The sequence below is a fragment of the Stieleria mannarensis genome, from assembly GCF_014154935.1.
Classification (GTDB): domain Bacteria; phylum Planctomycetota; class Planctomycetia; order Pirellulales; family Pirellulaceae; genus Stieleria; species Stieleria mannarensis.
In genome coordinates, this window is sequence record NZ_JACEHH010000049.1 from 50390 (window position 1) to 67408 (window position 17019).

19 protein-coding genes and 2 tRNA genes are annotated in these 17019 nt (G+C 56.2%); 11 read left to right on the plus strand and 10 right to left on the minus strand.

Translation table 11 applies throughout. From position 1 onward, the window contains the following. Window positions 1-24 precede the first annotated feature (24 nt). Both H1B37_RS25985 and lpxB read right to left on the minus strand, forming a co-directional pair. Window positions 25-774, minus strand: coding sequence for a hypothetical protein (locus H1B37_RS25985; RefSeq protein ID WP_182870200.1), 750 nt, complete (start codon window positions 772-774; stop codon window positions 25-27). Between the two features lie 332 nt (window positions 775-1106). Next, window positions 1107-2330, minus strand: a complete 1224-nt coding sequence (gene lpxB / locus H1B37_RS25990) for a lipid-A-disaccharide synthase (RefSeq protein ID WP_182870201.1) — start codon at window positions 2328-2330, stop codon at window positions 1107-1109. A 939-nt stretch (window positions 2331-3269) separates the two neighbouring features. Here lpxB and H1B37_RS25995 point away from each other — a divergent pair. The 5 genes from H1B37_RS25995 (at window position 3270) to H1B37_RS34100 (ending at window position 5764) form a co-directional block, all read left to right on the plus strand. Next, a tRNA-Asn gene (locus H1B37_RS25995) sits at window positions 3270-3342 on the plus strand. Between the two features lie 301 nt (window positions 3343-3643). Next, the gene (locus H1B37_RS34555; RefSeq protein ID WP_150079985.1) at window positions 3644-3871 is read left to right on the plus strand and encodes a DUF433 domain-containing protein; all 228 of its coding nucleotides are present in this window, start codon (window positions 3644-3646) and stop codon (window positions 3869-3871) included. A gap of 19 nt (window positions 3872-3890) precedes the next feature. Then, complete coding sequence (locus H1B37_RS26005) at window positions 3891-4247, plus strand: DUF5615 family PIN-like protein (protein WP_182870202.1); 357 nt, start codon at window positions 3891-3893, stop codon at window positions 4245-4247. A gap of 187 nt (window positions 4248-4434) precedes the next feature. Continuing rightward, the gene (locus H1B37_RS26010) at window positions 4435-5415 is read left to right on the plus strand and encodes a methyltransferase family protein (protein ID WP_182870203.1); all 981 of its coding nucleotides are present in this window, start codon (window positions 4435-4437) and stop codon (window positions 5413-5415) included. Window positions 5416-5587: 172 nt separating this feature from the next. Beyond that, entirely contained in the window at window positions 5588-5764 is a 177-nt protein-coding gene (locus H1B37_RS34100) for a hypothetical protein (protein ID WP_286178197.1), read from the plus strand. Here the strand turns inward: H1B37_RS34100 and H1B37_RS26020 are convergent. The 6 genes from H1B37_RS26020 to H1B37_RS26045 all read right to left on the minus strand — a co-directional run bounded on the left by H1B37_RS26020 (window position 5751) and on the right by H1B37_RS26045 (window position 11628). After that, window positions 5751-6209 carry a macro domain-containing protein gene (locus H1B37_RS26020; RefSeq protein WP_182870204.1) on the minus strand — a complete coding sequence of 153 codons (459 nt, stop codon included), beginning with the start codon at window positions 6207-6209 and terminating at the stop codon, window positions 5751-5753. The genes H1B37_RS34100 and H1B37_RS26020 overlap by 14 nt on opposite strands. Then, window positions 6206-7018, minus strand: a complete 813-nt coding sequence (locus H1B37_RS26025) for an ATP-grasp domain-containing protein (protein WP_182870205.1) — start codon at window positions 7016-7018, stop codon at window positions 6206-6208. Before H1B37_RS26025 ends, H1B37_RS26020 begins: the two co-directional genes overlap by 4 nt. Window positions 7019-7119: 101 nt before the next feature. Beyond that, on the minus strand, window positions 7120-8322 hold the full coding sequence (gene tuf / locus H1B37_RS26030; RefSeq protein WP_182870206.1) for an elongation factor Tu: 1203 nt from the start codon (window positions 8320-8322) through the stop codon (window positions 7120-7122). A 420-nt stretch (window positions 8323-8742) separates the two neighbouring features. After that, complete coding sequence (locus tag H1B37_RS26035; RefSeq protein WP_182870207.1) at window positions 8743-9507, minus strand: nucleotidyltransferase domain-containing protein; 765 nt, start codon at window positions 9505-9507, stop codon at window positions 8743-8745. Continuing rightward, complete coding sequence (locus H1B37_RS26040) at window positions 9504-10379, minus strand: nucleotidyltransferase domain-containing protein (RefSeq protein ID WP_182870216.1); 876 nt, start codon at window positions 10377-10379, stop codon at window positions 9504-9506. Before H1B37_RS26040 ends, H1B37_RS26035 begins: the two co-directional genes overlap by 4 nt. Before the next feature lie 826 nt (window positions 10380-11205). Continuing rightward, on the minus strand, window positions 11206-11628 hold the full coding sequence (locus H1B37_RS26045) for a four helix bundle protein (protein WP_182870208.1): 423 nt from the start codon (window positions 11626-11628) through the stop codon (window positions 11206-11208). 75 nt (window positions 11629-11703) lie between these two features. Here H1B37_RS26045 and H1B37_RS26050 point away from each other — a divergent pair, with 75 nt between their 5' ends. From H1B37_RS26050 to H1B37_RS26060, 3 genes are all read left to right on the plus strand, one after another. Then, window positions 11704-12213 carry an endonuclease V gene (locus H1B37_RS26050; protein ID WP_182870209.1) on the plus strand — a complete coding sequence of 170 codons (510 nt, stop codon included), beginning with the start codon at window positions 11704-11706 and terminating at the stop codon, window positions 12211-12213. Between the two features lie 32 nt (window positions 12214-12245). Beyond that, entirely contained in the window at window positions 12246-12830 is a 585-nt protein-coding gene (locus tag H1B37_RS26055) for a hypothetical protein (RefSeq protein ID WP_182870210.1), read from the plus strand. 97 nt (window positions 12831-12927) lie between these two features. After that, on the plus strand, window positions 12928-13095 hold the full coding sequence (locus H1B37_RS26060; RefSeq protein ID WP_182870211.1) for an SEC-C metal-binding domain-containing protein: 168 nt from the start codon (window positions 12928-12930) through the stop codon (window positions 13093-13095). A 77-nt stretch (window positions 13096-13172) separates the two neighbouring features. Here H1B37_RS26060 and H1B37_RS26065 read toward each other — a convergent pair whose 3' ends face one another. Continuing rightward, complete coding sequence (locus H1B37_RS26065) at window positions 13173-13532, minus strand: four helix bundle protein (protein ID WP_182870212.1); 360 nt, start codon at window positions 13530-13532, stop codon at window positions 13173-13175. A 52-nt stretch (window positions 13533-13584) separates the two neighbouring features. Between H1B37_RS26065 and H1B37_RS26070 the strand changes: the two genes are divergently transcribed. Next, window positions 13585-13655: transfer RNA gene (locus H1B37_RS26070), tRNA-Cys, on the plus strand. Window positions 13656-14592: 937 nt separating this feature from the next. Here H1B37_RS26070 and H1B37_RS26075 read toward each other — a convergent pair. Further along, a complete protein-coding gene (locus H1B37_RS26075) occupies window positions 14593-14940 on the minus strand; it encodes a four helix bundle protein (protein WP_182870213.1) in 348 nt (115 codons plus the stop codon). Window positions 14941-15028: 88 nt separating this feature from the next. Here H1B37_RS26075 and H1B37_RS26080 point away from each other — a divergent pair, with 88 nt between their 5' ends. Continuing rightward, window positions 15029-16708: a TROVE domain-containing protein gene (locus H1B37_RS26080; protein WP_182870214.1), complete on the plus strand. Its 1680-nt coding sequence runs from the start codon at window positions 15029-15031 to the stop codon at window positions 16706-16708. An 80-nt stretch (window positions 16709-16788) separates the two neighbouring features. Further along, window positions 16789-17019: RNA 2'-phosphotransferase (locus H1B37_RS26085; protein ID WP_182870215.1), on the plus strand; the 231-nt coding region annotated here is incomplete at its 3' end.

Consider the following 17019-nt stretch of genomic DNA (forward strand, 5'->3'; position numbering starts at 1 on the left):
ACGCCCTCTGCCGAACAACTCCCGCTACAACACCGACTCCGCCACGATCCGCTTGCGGAATGGCAAGCACGTCTCGACGTACCATTCCGACGTGCCGCGGTCCTTGTGCACCAAGTACTCCAACACGATCCGCAACTTGTACGCGGACTCCGTGTGGTCGGTCGCCAAAACCACCTCGGCCTTCTGGCGTCCATAGTGATTAAAAATCCGTACCGGTCGAAACAACACCCACTCCTGGTCCACCGGATACTTGACCAGATCCGTGACGGTCGTGTCGTCTTCCGCCCCTGGAGGCGAAAACTCCTCGCCGCGCTCCTGGGCTTCACGCATTTGACGCTCGATCCTCAACCGCTCCAATTCGTAGGTTTCTTCCAGCGGCATCGTCACCAGGTAGCGGTTGACGTAACTCTTTTGAAGCTCCTTCGCATAGATCTCGTTCCCGCTGCTGGCCACCCGCAGGAACTGTCGCGCGAAGTATTCCGCTTGGCTGCCCAAAGTGTCTCGCTTGAACGCGTAGCGGCCGACACCCCAAGTGCCGAACAACACCGCCACCAAGATGCCAATTCGCGCGGCCGTAGTGCCGACCGGCAACGACTGCGAGTCACTTTTTCGCAGCGCAAACATCCCGCACAGCACTGCCGCGATCGCGAACCCGACCATCGGGATCGCCACGATCGTGAATCCACTCAACAGGGACAACAGCAACGCGATGAAACCAGAAATTCGCAGCGGAGAATCGTCGACTTCGGCTTCATAGCCGGCCTCGCTGCTCATCACAGCACCGAGAGTACGCGGTGGAGTCGTTTCGGTCGTCATCAGGAGCGATAAAGTGCAATGCGATAGGAAAACCGGCCCAAAAACTGGCCCAACAGGCCCGGCCGACAAGGGGAGTCATCGTCGATGCATTACGACTCCCAGCGCTATCCGGTTTGCCCCTCACCCCCAAGAATTCACAAAAAAGCTCCGCCACCCATCATTCTGCCACCCATCATTCTGCCACCCATCGTCTTGCCCCCATCATTCTGCCACCCATCGTCTTGCCCCCATCGTCTTGCCTCCATCATTCTGCCCTCCTCCAAACCCTTCCCCCCCGCTACAGAACCCCACTACGCCGCCTGTACCCGCAATCCCAGCCCGGCTGCCGGCGACAACAAGTCCAGAATCTTCGCCGCCGCCCGATCGGTCGCCCCCGGTTTGGCATAGCGGTCCTGCAGCCCCGCCAACTGCCGTCGTTTTTGCCCCAGGTAGGCCGCGTCGCCAAGCATCCGCCCGACCGTGTCCACCAAAAAATCCTTCCCCCGGACTGGGTTGCCTACCGAGACGATTTCAGGAAACACCCGCTCGCCTGTGCTTTCGGCATCGGCCGCTTCGGGCATCAAGTTGGGCAGTGTCATGCTGTCGACTTTGACGACGCATTTTCCGAACGCGTACAGGAACCGGCCGACGCGGTAAATGACGGCCGCCGGCGTTTGCCGCGCCATCAATTCCAAGCTCACCGACCCGCTGACCATCATCGCACAGCTCGCATGTTCGACAACCTCGCTGGTCGCGCCCCGGTACAAATCGATCGGCAGACGCTCTCCCGAGGCCTCCGCTTTGGCCGCGGCCGTCGCCTTGCAGAACTCAAAATGCTTCTCGCGGTACGCGGCCACCGCGAACCGGGCTTCGGGGTGGGCGGCCGTCAGTTCGGCGATGGCGTCCAGCATCACCGGCCAATTTCGGTGGACTTCATGCGTCCGAGAGCCTGGCAGCACGGCCACCGTTTGCGACGTTGGCGCCGCCGCCTGCAAGGTTTGCATCCGCGCTTGGTCCAGCGATGACTCGCTGACGGCGTCAAAAAACGGGTGCCCGACGAAGGTGGTGGGGATCCCGTGGCCGCTGAAATACTGTTCCTCGATCGGCAGCACGGCCAACACGTGGTCCACCGTCGCCTTCATTTTCTTGATCCGCCAGCCGGCCCAGGCCCACAGTTGCGGCGGACAAAAATAGATCACCGGGATGCCGTACTTCTTAGCCCGCTTGGCGATGTGCCAGTTGAACCCCGGAAAATCGACCAGCACGACCGCATCGACCCCGCCGGCAGCGAAAATCGCTTCGGCCTGATCGGCGAAACCGAAGAATTCCCGCAGTTTCGGCAGCACCTCCAGAATCCCGACGACGGCGTGCTCGGTCAAATCCAAGTCGATGTCGCATCCGGCCCGCCGCATTTCCTGGCCGCCGAACCCGCGGATCGTTAATTCCGGCTGTCGGTCCTTGAGAGCCCGAATCAACCGAGCCGCATGCTGATCGCCACTGGGCTCACCGACCGAAAAGAAAATTGTCTTATTCATTCACCCCAAATAGTCCAAATCGCCCCCCTGAGTCAACAGAACCCGCCCCATCTCTCCCCGTACGACGGCCCTTCCGGCCGGTCGCCCCCACACGCCCCGCGTGCCGCCTCCAATGTACGACGGCCCTTCCGGGCGGTCGCCATACGGCTCAAGCTAAGCGAGGGGAAAACACACCAAGCAAAGACGAAACTCACCCTGGCAGAGGTCTTGCGTTTTAGAAGTCTCTGACTGTTCGGGGTTTTTGCAAATATCTCTAGTGGCCCTGAACCATATGGAGGTTGATAGCCGTGAGCTTTTTCGGTTCCTCCAGACCTCCTTCCTGAACGGACCACCTCAAAGCAAGCTTGCTGCCAAGGGGAGTGAAACGCCTAAACGCCTGGTATCTCTGAGGTTAAAAACCGCACGACCTCTGTCATGGAGCGTCGGTTCGTGATGTTTGACTGATTTCATGCCACAGCAAATTCCCCAGCGGCTCGCCCCCGGACATCGGCATCCACCCAACTCAGCCCGGCTCCCTTCCCCCGGCTTTGCGGGGGAGAAGGGCTGGGGATGAAGGGGCCAGCGGCCTGGAAAAGCGGCCGAAACCGGTCGCCCACTCCTCGCCCCCCCGTCGCAACCACCCACCGAGCAGAAGCGCCGAGCAGAAGCGCCGAGCAAAAGCACCGAGCACGTTGAAGAGCCAAGGCACCAAGTGCCAGCCCGGCCCGAAAGGCGTCGAAGCCCAGCCCCGTCGGTGCCGAACATCGATGCAACAAACCCGATCCACCACCGCAGTGGTGCCGATTTCGGCGGGGGGTTCCAGCCGGAAAAACCGTCAAAACCGGTCGTCAAGCGAACCTGGAAACGATTTTCGCGGTCTGGGGCAACAGATCTTGTCAGTGAAAAGTCGAGAAACTAAACTTCGCGACCCACCGGGAGAAAACGCCCGGCGGCCACCAATCCCCTGTAGCTCAGTTGGTAGAGCAGGCGGCTGTTAACCGCCTTGTCGCAGGTTCGAGTCCTGCCGGGGGAGCTTTTTGAAAAACTACGGAACGAAGTACCGTCCAATTAACGCCTGCGGCCTGAATCAGGCTGGCGGGCGTTTTTGATTTTGGCCCCGATTTTCCCAGTGTTTGCGACGCTTTGCCCCGTCAACAAGAGTTCTCTGTTTTGGCGAGAGAGTTCGGGCTGCCGCTCTTAACCGACTTGGTTGGCCTCGCACCCCGGAGACAACCCCGAGAACTCTCTGACTCTCTGTTTGACATGGCAAAACGGGTTAACACGTGAGACCGGGCTGAAGTGCGAGTTCGCAATTCGAACCCTGAGATGTTGCTATGACTTGGCAAGACCGAATCTCTGTCGACCCTCTCGTCTGTCACGGTCAAGCCTGCGTCATCGGCACTCGCGTAACGGTCTCTGTCGTCCTCGACAATTTGGCAGCAGGTGTCTCCAGAGACGAGATACTCTCGAGCTACCCAAGCCTCAAAGCGGAAGACATCGACGCCTGCATCGCGTACGCTGCCGAACTGGCCCGCGAACGAATCGTGCCACTCACTCCCTAAAGCCTTCTCTCGAGATGTGATGGCGAGATTCAAGATCGACGAGAACCTGCCGATTGAAGTGGCCGAAATGCTCGAGGCCGCGGGGCACGACGCGATGACGATCTTCGGTCAGAGCATGGTTGGCGATTTGGATCCCAAGGTTGCATCCGTCTGCAAAGCAGAAGGGCGCGCCCTGGTAACTCTCGATCTGGACTTCTCGGACATTCGCACTTATCCGCCGGCTGACTATCCAGGCGTCATCATCTTGCGTCCTCGAAACCAGGCAAAGCCAACCGTTCTGGCGATAGTCAACCAACTGATTGCACTATTGAAAACAGACGAACCACTTGCCGGCCATCTGTGGATCCTACAAGAAACAGGTTTGCGCATTCGCTAGCCGCCAAGGCCAACGTGTTGACGATTACCAATGCTGCTAAGTGAATTGGCATTGGATGTTGCGGTCACTTCCCTCTAGAAGATGACTGTTGGTTTGCTACAAGATTTTCTTCAACGCGATGTGTTTTCAGCATTTCGACCTTTTCGTAGCGGTTTCGCGGCGCCGGGGAGTATGAGATCGGTTGACGATGCACCCACGACAAATCGTTTCTGGCTATTTTGCTTTGCAAGTGATTGGAGTCGTGGCTTGGTGGGCACTGTTGAGGCTACATCCACAAAGCATCGGATGGTTTCATCCGCGGGATTGGCCAGACGATGCGTTGCTCTCCTTTTGGCTCGCAGATTTCACTCTGATCGTCGGCGGTTCTTGTCTCGCCGCTTTCAGCGTTTGGCATCAACGCAATTGGGCATCGACAGCGGTTTGGAGTGTTGCCGCGATCTGTTGGTATCCGACTTTCGTATGCATAGCCACGAGCATGAGAACGGGTGAAGCGTGGATTGCTTCAGCGATGATGGTCACCATGGCGGGACTCTCTCTTGCGATGGCTACGATTCAGGGCAAGCAAGGCGATGCTCCCGCGGCATTTCGAGTGACGTCAATGAATCGGGGTGGTTCATTACTGTCGACCCTCGGGCAGATCGTGATTTTTTGGGGAACGTTCCTCTGGATTCTGCCCATGGGAATTGTTGAGCTTCAGGAGGCGATCAACTGGAACCTGTTTGAACATTCGTTCCAGACGCAGGCGTCCATAGGTCTATTCCTGCTGGCGTCCTGTCTCGGCCTTTGGAGTGGTATCTCGATGGTGACGCTAGGCGGTGGAACACCGTTGCCGACCGCGACCGCACCGCGGTTGGTGGTTGCCGGGCCTTACCGATTCGTTCGAAATCCGATGGCCGTTGCGGGCATCCTCCAGGGCATTGCGGTGGGTTGGCTGCTCGGCAGTGTGCCGGTCATTATTTATTCATTGGCTGGCATCGTTGCGTGGCATGTTTTCGTGCGTCCCGTGGAAGAGCAGGACTTGCTGGAAAGGTTCGGCTCCGATTACGAGCGCTACCGAAGCCGCGTTCGAGTTTGGGTTCCAACAATAGGATGGACCGTTCAACAAGAATTTGAAGGTTCGGAATTCCCTGATGCCAAAAATGACGCGAAACAAAGGGAAAGCGTCTGATGGCCAATCGAATCAACGTCTTGTTCGTTTGTAGCAAGAATCAGTGGCGGAGCCCAACGGCCGAAGCTGTCTATCGGGACGATCCGCGAGTGTCGGTTCGATCTCGAGGCACGGCAAAGTCCGCAAAGCAGACGATGCGGGATGCCGATCTCGCGTGGGCGGATTTAGTCCTGTGATGGAAGACAAACATCGCCATCGTTTGCTCGCAGACTTCCCCGGCGAGACCAAGTTCCTGCCAATCGAAGTCTTGCATATTCCAGACGATTACCAGTTCATGGATCCGGAGTTGATCGAGCTAATCCGTTCCTCCGCCGATCCATTCATTGACGCGGCAGCTACGAAGGCTTGAACACAACCAACGTGTGGTCTTCTCCCTCAAGCTCTTCATTGATGATCGAACTGATTGTATCCCAATCACCACCAGCCAAACCGGCACCGAGCATTGGGTATCCGATTCGTTTACCCTTGAAGTCGGATCTGATCTTGCCAAACACCTTTCGGATCGCGTCGTAGTCGGCTTTTACGCCGGCGCCACGATAGTTGAACTGCGTGTACGCGTTTACGACGGTGAGTTGGTGATCGTCGATCGATACATCGGCTGATGAATAAGAGCCCAACTTCTCACGGCTCCCTTTCTCGGTTGCTAAATCTGCTTCATACGCGGCTGGAAATCGGTCGCGGATAGCCTTTGCGATGCCTGCCCCCATCGTGCAAAAATAATTGCATCCGTGAATGATCACGTCGAAACGGCCCTCGCCAGCAAATTTCAGTAGGTCACCTTCGATTCTGTTCACGATTTAATACTCCGTATGGCATGATCAGACACAGCTTTCACGATGGCTTGGGGGTCGCAATCGTACAAGTCGGCTCCTCCAAACGGATTCAGCTCAAGTAGACGGCATTCATCGTCCACCTCGCAGATGTCCAAGACGTAGACCGGCGATGGCGGTTCCATGGAGGATGCGATCTCCTCAGCCAGGTCGAGAGCATTCGAGTCCTCGCCTGCGGATGATGCACGCCGTGTTTCCGCGTCGTAGCTGCTGCCAGCAATCACTTGTCCATCAACGATAACAAAACGCCACTCGCGTCCAACGTTGGCGACCGGCGCGACAATAACCGGAAGCGTTTCGTCTTCGTAGTAGAACCCATGGTCGAGTGCCTTGAGGGAAATTGAATCTACATCCAGCACGCGACCGCTAAAAGGTTTCAGGGGGCTGTCTGGTCGAACAAAAATACGATCAGTGCATCCAATCGAGCTTGCGACGTCGGCAGCATTGGCGACCAAGTCATTCGCCGGCACACACCGCCAATCGCGATGCAATAACCACATACTCGCTCTCGGGTACCAAGCCGTGCAGCAAAAATCGTTCACTGGACAAAATGAGCCGGGAGACCAATTCGCCTTCATCTCAATGACGGCCGCATTGCCGAGCGACCCATGAAAAACAACCGGTGTCTGCTGATCGAATTGGGGTGGTTCGTCCAGCCACCAATCATCCCGTGACTCAACGACGCGATGCCCAGCGTCATTGATCGCCCGCCGCAGCCTTGCGTGGGAACTTGGGAACAGTTCGGATTCGAGAATCCAGATTATCGCTGTCACTTTTAGTCTCGCCAAATATCGAATACTTCAATAGAACCAAAACGCCCGCGACGGATCTCTCCGCCGCGAGCGTTGTGCAATGCTATCCAATTGTCGTCGATCTAACCGACGACTCGTGTCACCACGCCCGATCCGACGGTCCTGCCGCCTTCGCGGATGGCGAAACGGTCACCGTCAGCGACCGCGATCGGTTGTTTCAGCGTGACTTTCAACTGCACGCCGTCGCCGGGCATCGCCATGTCGATTCCGCCCAGCACGTTTGCGCTGCCGGTGACGTTCGTCGTTCGGAAGAAGAACTGAGGAGCATAGTCGTCGAAAAACGGCGTGTGCCGGCCTCCTTCCTCTTTCTTCAACACGTACACTTCGGCCTCGAATTCGCGATGCGGAGTCAACGTTCCCGCCTTCGCCAAAACTTGGCCTTTGGTGATCTCGCTGTGAGCCGTCTTTCGAAGCAACACACCAACATTGTCACCAGCGTTTCCGGCCTCCAAGACCTCGCCGAACGATTCCACTTGCGTGATCACGTCCGTCGCGGTCGCGGATCTCAGTCCGAGGATCTCGACGCTGTCACCGGCGCGAACCATTCCCTGCTCGATCTTCCCGGTCACGACGGTGCCGCGGCCAGCAATCGAATAAACGTTCTCAATCGGCATCAAGAACGGCTTGTCGATCAGACGAACGGGATCGGGAATCCAGCGGTCCAGTGCATCTAACAGCCGCTCAATGCACTCGATTGCCTCTGGATTCGTGGGATCGTCGTGCGCCAGCTTGGCCGATCCGCGAATGACCGGAGTCTTTTCGCCGTCGTAACCGTACTCATTGAGCAACTCGCGCAAATCCAGTTCGACCAGCTCGAGCAATTCGGCGTCTTCAACCAAGTCACATTTATTCATGAACACGACCAAGTGCGGAACGCCAACTTGTCGGGCCAGCAACAAGTGCTCGCGAGTCTGTGGCATCGGACCATCAGCCGCAGACACCAACAACACCGCGCCGTCCATTTGAGCCGCACCAGTGATCATGTTCTTGATGTAATCGGCGTGACCGGGACAGTCGATGTGGGCGTAGTTGCGACCAGCGGTCTCGTACTTCACATGCGAAGCGATCACCGTCACGGTCTTGTTCTTGTCACGAACAATGCCGCCTTTGGCGATCGATTCGTACGACTTGTACTTGGCCAGTCCCTTCTCGGATTGAACGCGCAACAGGGCAGAAGTCAGAGTCGTTTTGCCGTGGTCGATGTGACCGATCGTGCCGACGTTGACCGACACCTTGCCATTTCGCGTCATTTCGTTCTGAACCATAGCTCGCAAACTCCTTGGTAAAGGAAACGTTTCGCACCGATCGCCAGCGGCCGAGGTGAGCAGCCTCGGCAACCTTTTTGCCCTGCGTGAGCGCCAGATGAACGGAAACGAAGAAACAGGAAAACGCCGTCAATCACGAACCGGCAATCCACAAAAAAAGCCCGCCAAGTGAAACACCGGGCGGGCTTTGCGAATCGTTTTGAACTTAGACTTCAACCACGACGCACCATCCCCGCCTCGCCGTCGAATGACGAGTCGGTCGTTGATGATGTTGATGTTGTGGTGAAAGTAGTCATTGGGTTTCCAGAATTGACGGACCGAAGCAGAGACACCCTCTCGAAGGATTGGTTCGCCTTTTTTCGTAGTGGACGAGGCGACGAGTCCCAGCGTGAGGGATTCGTCACCTCATCCACTACAATTTCACCGCAGCCGCAAACGCACCAGCAGATCATTCAGCTCATCACGACCTGATGGCATCTCGGGAAGCTTGCTGGCTTCGTAGGCCGACTCGAGCTCGGCGGTCAGTCGCTCGTATTCTCGGGTGTGGAATGCCAGGTCGGCAGCTTGAAGCGTTCCTTTCTCCGGGCCAGAACGCTTGCGGTCCGCGAGTTCATCGATATACGAGAGCTTTGCCGACTCGTTCAGTGTGAGCAGGTTGGCTTCGACCTCGCCGGTGCGCATCAGGTGAATCCCCGTCAGCAGCACGCGATAGACGTACAGCAGCGGCTTGACGCGCGGCGGTGACTCCTTGGCAAAGAGCTTCCGCTGCGTCGCGGCAAATCCGAGATAGTGATGTGCGTGGTGACGCGTGATGCAGTTCTTGGCGATCGACTTGAGCTCCTCGTGCTCGGGCGTGCTGTACACCACCAGCGGCGAGAAGATCTGCTCAAGCACATACCCGTTCCGCTTCAACATCAACCGAAAGAACTTTTCCACGTCATGCGTGACCAAATCGATTTCGAGACCGTCGTAGATGCCCTCTTTCTCCACGGTTTGATCACCTTCATCGAGTCCGACGATGGTCTCAAGTGGCAACATGTGAACGCCACGGAGATCGAAGTCGGAATCGGGCGAAGGGAAACCATAGAGATGGGCTCCACTGATGGTTGCGAAAAGCAGCGGGTACGGATGCGACTTGACGTGCTGCATCATCTTCGCGTGGTCAATCGTGCTGGCATCGGTCATGGCAATGACTCCTCCATCGCTCGTCGGCGTGCGTCGACTAGGAATGCGTTGGCACGCTCGTAGTCGGGACGGTCCGGGAGTTTGGTTGTTTTGAACGCAGACTCAAAATCACTTTGCAGTTCCTTCCGCCACGAGTCTGCTTCGGCGAACGGCATTTCACCTCGTTTGATCGTCAACAATTGGTCACGATACTGGCCGACGTCCACCATCATCTCACCCGAACGCAACACGTGGGTTCCAGACAGCAGCAACCGGATCAAGTGCATCACGTGTTTCCACTTCACTCGTCCCTGATTGCGGATGTCGGTTTGCATCTTTTTGAACTGCGATGCAACGTATCCAGAGAACGTCTGGAAGATGAGCTTCGAGAGGAATGCAGATCGCATCTCAAGTAGTTCTTCGCCCAGCGGAGTCGCCGATTCAACGATTGGAGAATAGAGGCACTCGAGCACATTCGGGTTCGCCTTCAGTGCGAGCACAATGAACTTCTGCAGCTCCCAGTAAACCTCTTGCGTCTCATCGTTTTCTAGTTGCTCCGGAACCCCGAACAGCGACCAGTGCAGGTCGGCCGCCGGCAGGTAGATTCCACGGCGATCGGTATCCGACGCTTCGTCTTCCAGGCCGTAAGCCCGCGATCCGATTACACAGCGATAGATCACGCGATCGTACAAGCCCGAACTCATCAGCGGCGCGTCGTTATCACGGATGCTGTTTGATTTGAATTCCGCCAGCCGAACGAGTTGGTCGTGATGGATCGGGGCCTCGAAACCGTCACTGAACTTCACGCGGTAGGCGTGCGTGCGATCCACTGGCGACCGGACGATCACACCGACAGCGCCCGCCGGATGCGCAATGCGATCATTGGCCGCCATGACTTCTTTCTGAGCGACCACCTGCGTGCCGACACTGTAGATAAGTGATTGTTCCGTCACCGAAGTGTTTCCGTTGAAATCGTTTTCGATACAGTCTCTACCAACAAAATTGATTGGACGACACTATAGGGACAGATTTTAGCTGGATGGGTTCTGCTGGAGCGAACCGAAACACCGAGACTCGTGAACCTTCCGATGGAAGGCACTCACCACCGGGGAGACGACGATGCCTGGAACATTGCCGGTATTCTTTGTCGATTGCTCGGCGCCGCGAGAGCTACGAAGCCATAGTTGGAAGTTCGACGAATCCCGTTCGTCGGCCCGGGCGTGAACCGGGTAGGTAAATCTCGCTGGCTGTTAACTTCTTTTCCGTTGGCTTTGGCTGGGCGAGCATCGCAGGCACTTGGCGCGGATTGTTTCCACTTGAGGAGCATTCTGTGTCATCGCTATTTCTCACCGAAGATCTATCTGCTGGCGAGCTGTCCGCCGAGCAGCTTGAACAACGTGTCGTCGAAATCCTGGCGATCGGGCTGATGCGTCTGAATCGTCGAGCCGGATTGTCCAAAGCAACCGAGCGGGATGGTTCCACTTCTTTGCCAATCTCTGGCGACTCCGCCGCATCTCGGCTTGAGTCTTCTAGCGACTCCGGGCTGACTGTCCACAACGGTTAACGCACCCGAGATGCTCGAGAAGGAGACCCCACAAATGGCACTCAACGTGACCAGAGAGGTTCGGAAGATGGAGAAATGCTCCGTCCGCGACCTTCGCAAACAGTACGCCGAAGTCTTCGGCGAAGCGACCAATGCGTCCAACAAAGATTGGCTGATTATGCGATGCCATTCTTGACGTTGCGAAATGGTGGGCCGACTTCGAGCCCGGCGGTGGTAACTTCATGAGTGTGCATCCGAAACCGAGTTACGTTCCATTTACGGACGATGCCGAAGACGCCATCTGCTTCGACAGTCAAAGGTTCGAGACGTGCTGCTGGCAGTAACTCGGTTGCGGAGAGCAATCGAAGCCAGTAGTGCGTCTCTCGGGCCTCCTTGCAGGCGATCGAATACTTGTGGACAAAATCCTTGTTGCTCTGACTTGCCTGTGCTTCCTCAACGTTTGCCCCGACCGATGTCCCAGATCGAAGCAATTGATTCGCAAGAGTAGCCGAGACCTTCCCTTTGGACTCGAACGCCATGCAAAGGCGTACAATGCGTTCGGCAAATGCAAATGTCCGGTCCGGCAAATCGCTTTTCATTGCAAACCCCTGTGTTGTGGCAGCAATCTACCGTTTTCTTTTTCAAACTTCACCCTTCACAATTCAAACTTCCCCATGATTGCTTGCCTGGATGTGGGATACACCGACACTGCGGCGAGAGCGGCGTGCGTTGTCATCAACAACTGGCGAGCCTCGCGACCGGCAGCCGAGCACGTGGCGAAAATCCATGAAGTGAAGGACTATCAGCCGGGCGAGTTCTACCGTCGAGAGCTGCCGTGCATTCAGGCGGTACTGGACAAGCTGAAACAACCACCGACTTGTATCGTCGTCGACGGCTACGTGTGGCTGGATGGAAATCATCGCCCTGGATTGGGAGCCCATTTGTACGAAACGCTGAATCGCGAGGTGCCGGTCATTGGAGTCGCCAAGAATCCGTTCAAAGACACGGATCATGCAACGGAGCTCCGACGAGGTAAGAGCGATCGGCCACTGTACATCACGGCCGTTGGAGTCCCGATCGCCCAAGCTGTCGTCAATATCGGCGCGATGCACGGTCCGCATCGACTGCCAACGATCCTGAAACGCGCCGACCAATTGAGCCGTCAGGATCTGCCGGAAGACTAACAACACTCACAATGAATAGGTGAGGGAACACCATGACAAACTACGAAGACATCCTAAACAGCATCCGATCGGATCCCGCCTACGAAGCGAACCTCGATTGGGGTAAACCCCGATCCGGGCACCCGGAAGGTTCCATTCGGAAACACATCGCTGAACTCAAAGACAACCTCGAACAACTTAAACCGCAATTGTCCGGCGAAGAGGCGGGTAAGCTGCGATTTCTGATTCACACGCACGACACATTCAAGCCCGATGCAAAGTCCGGCGTCGCGATCGCAGATCCGCGGAGCCACGCGTCTCTGGCACGGCAATTCCTGGCGAAGTATGTCAGCGATCCCGATTTACTGAACATGGTTCAGTTCCACGATGAGCCATTTGCGCTCTGGAAAAAGCACCGCTACGGAGGCGATTACACCGATCGCCTTGATCGACTGCTCGACCTGATCGAAGACTGGGATTTGTTCCTGGCATTCCTGATCGTCGACGGATGCACGGCCGGCAAGTCGACGGAACCGTTGGAATGGTTCTTCGCTGAGATCCGTGATCGGGTCGAATCACGCGTCGACGCAACTTGGATCAGGATTGCTGCGAACCCGGAAGGCATCAGCGAGTCTTAATCAACAACATGTTTACAGTCAGTGTCGACCACTCAATCAGGGAGCGGACCAATGCGATACGAACACGAGCACAGCGAAGACCATTGCTTTCGAGCCGATGAGTAAACGTCGACGCGGCTTCCCATCGGAAACTCACGTCAAATGTGGAGTGCGAATCGTCCACGGCGACAAGCAACTCGAGGAAAAGCTGGGACGCAATGATCCCTGCCCGTGCGGCAGCGGACTGCGATTCAAGCGATGTTGTCTCAAGTCGGGCCACTTTTGATGGCTCCAATCGAGACGACTACTTTTAGGGAGAGAGAGTAGCGAGTCTTGAGGGATGAGTCTCGAGGTGAGCAGAAATCAGGCGGTCGAGCGGAGTGAGCGAATTAGTCCGGCGAGGACTCTTGCCGTTTCGTCGGCTTGGCTCGCGAGTTGTTCGGCCGCATCGCTCGACGTGTATTCGAGACGTTTTGCGATTGTTAGTTGATACTCAACCTCGCGAATGGATCCAAATGCCATGTCAAGGAAACGCAAGAAATCTGCTTCAGAGTTTCGTGCACACCCTTCGACGATGTTCGACGCGATAGATACGGAAGCTCGGCGAAGTTGTGAGGTCAGCCCGAACATTTCGTCCTTTGGAAATGTCCTGGTTGCAGAGTAAACGGACATAACAAGCTGGTCGGCCAACTCAAAGGCTCGCAACTTTCGATGATCCCGCATATTTCATTTCTCGTTTTCTCAGGACTCACAACTCAAGACTCACCCCTATCCTAACGCTGGAGCCAGGGGGCCAGGCAACCGGCTGCAACCCGGTCGAAGTGGGTTCGACTCCCACCAGCGTTTCTGACGAATCGACTGCAGGCTTGGATTACATCTTGAAAATGTGTCCCATCTGAGCTGTTACCTCGTCGATCCGTCGCAAACCAATACAAAGCTCGACTGCCTGTTGGGATTACATCGTAACTATGACGGTCCTAAGGTAGCGATCCTTCGGGCGACCGAAGGAAGTGAACACGGTTTCCATCTCTCGTAGATGCAATCGTGTGTGCCCACTGCCAATCGCGAAAGCGATAGGTAAGAGCGGCGTTTGCTTCCACTCACGCAAGTGATGGAGGCGAACAGCGATCTCGACGACCACTTCGTCGGGCTTTTACAAAACACGGCGACTGCCGATTTGGAGTACACATTTGGAAGTCTGAAGTTAGAAGGGTGAAGTGTGAAAGAAATCTCGGTTCCGCAGCTTCAAACTTCGAACTTCCCACTTCAAACTTCCAAACGCTTCGTCGCCAACCATACACAACTGACTGCCGATTCGGAGTACATAGGGTTCTGTGGTCGAAAGACCTTGCGGGTTCGAATCCCGTCTGCGATCCACGATCGTAGTGGTGCAATTGGAAGACACGCGGAAAAAAAGCCTCTGGTCAACACCTCGTCGGTTGCTTTTGAACACGAACATGGCGACTGCCAGTTTGGAATACATGGATTAAGACACGTGCCTGCACGAGAAGCGGGTTCGAGTCCCGTCCAGCATCGCTGGTCGTCTATCTGATGCTTCTGAACGACAACCTCGTCGCCAACAATACACGATTGACTGCCGAGTTGGAGTGCACCCTCGGAAGTTTGAAGTTGGAAGGATGAAGAGTGAAAAGGAGACTGGGATCCGACATTTCAAACTTCGAACTTCACCCTTCAAACTTCCAACCGCTTCGTCGATCGCGTTTTGTTTTCCAAATGCATCACAACTGAAGAAGTTTGAAGAGTGATGGGTGAAGTGTGAAAACTAGTCTCGAAGTTTCTTGGCGATTGCCGTCAGGATCGAGATCAGCTCGTTGCACTCATCCATCAGCGGGTCAAGTCGCTTGCTGTCGATGATTTCGCATTCGGCGAGTAGGCGAAGCCAGTACAACGTCTCGCGAGCTTCTTTGCACGCGATGTTGTACTTAAGTCGAAAATCCTTGCGGCTCTGGCTGGCTTGCCCCTCTTCGACGTTTGCACCTATCGAAGTACCAGATCGAATCAACTGACGGCTAAGCGTTTGAGCAACGCCTTGATGCTCTTCCAAAGCCTGGCAGAGTTTCACAATTCGCTTTGCAAACGCGAACGTTCGATCCGGTAAATCACTCTTCATACACCAATACCCCCTAGCACGCGTGTCAGGACCGAATTCTACCGGCCTTTCCTTTCACTCTTCACCCCTCACTCTTCAAACTTCGACCATGGCCAACAAGAGTCTATTTTCAAGCATCACTAGCGTTCTACCACGAGCAACCACCGTCAACGAAGCTGGTGGTCCAGCGTACAAGTTCCCGGCAAAGCACGCGCTCGCGCAGCTGGCGGCTACCGGTACGTTCGGAAACGTGTTCTACGCGACGGCCTCGGATCAGCTTGACCAACTGCGAAAGCTGATCGACGAAGTCGACGACAACGAGTTCCTGGCGAAACTGGCGGTCTACTCACGTGAGCGTGCTTACATGAAGGACATGCCGGCGGCATTGTTGGTCACGCTGTCGACTCGCGACACGGCGCTGATGCACAAGGTCTTTGACCGAGTCGCTGACAACGGTCGCGTTCTGCGCACGGTGTTCCAAATGGTTCGTTCAGGCCAGTTCGGTCGCAAGGGTCTGTCGTCTTCGCTTCAGCGTGCGTTCCAGCGTTGGCTGAACGACGCTTCGACGGGTAAGTTGCTGTCAAGCTCAATCGGTAACGATCCGAGCCTGCGCGACGTCCTGCGAATGGCACGCCCGACCCCGAAGAATGACGCTCGTCGAGCGCTGTTCGGTTGGCTGACCGATAAGCCTGTCGACAAGTGGGCTCCGGCGACGGAAGCAGACTTGCCGGCCGAGGTTCAGTCGCTGACGGCGTTCCGATCTGCAGAGTCCGAAGAGGCTCAGGCGTTGATCGCTGGTGAGTTGGTCGTTCGTTGGGACTTGCTGGCCGACGCGGCCAAGGGTCCGCTCGTCTGGAAGGCAATCGCCCGCCAGATGGGACCTCAGGCACTGCGCATGAACCTGAACACGCTGTTGCGTCACGACGTTTTCAAGAACACTGAGCCTGCTAGTGGTGCTGGCAAGCCTGACGATGCAATGATCGATTACGTTGCCGGCCGCATCGCGGATCCGGAGGCGATTCGACGTTCACGTCAGTTCCCGTACCAGTTCTTGGCGGCGTACCTGAACGCTGCGGACGAGGTTCCACACAAGATCAAGTCAGCGTTGCATGACGCGGCGGAGATCGCATGTGGCAACATTCCGCAGTTGCCGGCGCCGGTCATCATCGGTCTGGACACGTCTGGATCGATGGGATGCTCGGTGACGGGTTGGCAAGGTCGAGGCCGCGCGTCGAAGATGCGTTGCGTTGACGTCGCCGCGTTGTTCGCCGCAGCGATCCTGCGTCGCAACCCGGACAGCGTCGTCATTCCGTTCGACACGCAAGCCTACACGACGAAAATCGATCCAAGCGATTCGATCCTGAGCCTGTCGGCACGGCTGTCGAAGTACGGTGGTGGCGGAACAGATGTGTCGTTGCCGTTGCGTGTTGCAAATGGCGAAGGCGGGGCCAACAAGCGTTACGCAAAGCGTACGTTTGCTGGAATCGTCCTGGTCAGCGACAACGAAAGCTGGATCAACTCGGGACGTGTCTACGGATACGGCCGAGGCGGTTCGACTGGCGTCATGACCGAATGGGAGAAGTTCAAGAAGACGCAAGCAGCGGCCGGCATCGCCGATCCGAAGTTGGTCTGCATCGACATCGCCCCATACGGCAACACGCAAGCACCCGATCGACAGGACATCCTGAACATCGGAGGCTTCAGCGACGCAGTGTTCAACGTCGTTAGCAACTTCCTAGAGTCCGACACCAACCGTTTCGTCCGCGAGGTCGAAGCCGTTGAGCTGTAGGACGAAAGGCTAAAGATCGAAACGCCCGTGACGGAAATCTCTGTCGCGGGCGTTTTGTCGTTTGCGGTACAATCTCAGTCATGAAATCTAAAGATAAACTCGTCTCCATCAGCAAGTTTCTTAGCTTAGTCCTTCGGCATCGTCCCGAAGTGATTGGTGCAAAGCTAGACCCGGAAGGTTGGCTCGCGATCGACGAATTGATTACCCAAGCAAACGCTCATGGAAAAGCGATCACGCTGGAACTGCTTCACGAAGTGGTTGCGACGAACGACAAGAAGCGTTTCGCCTTAAGTGAAGACAGCTTGCGCATC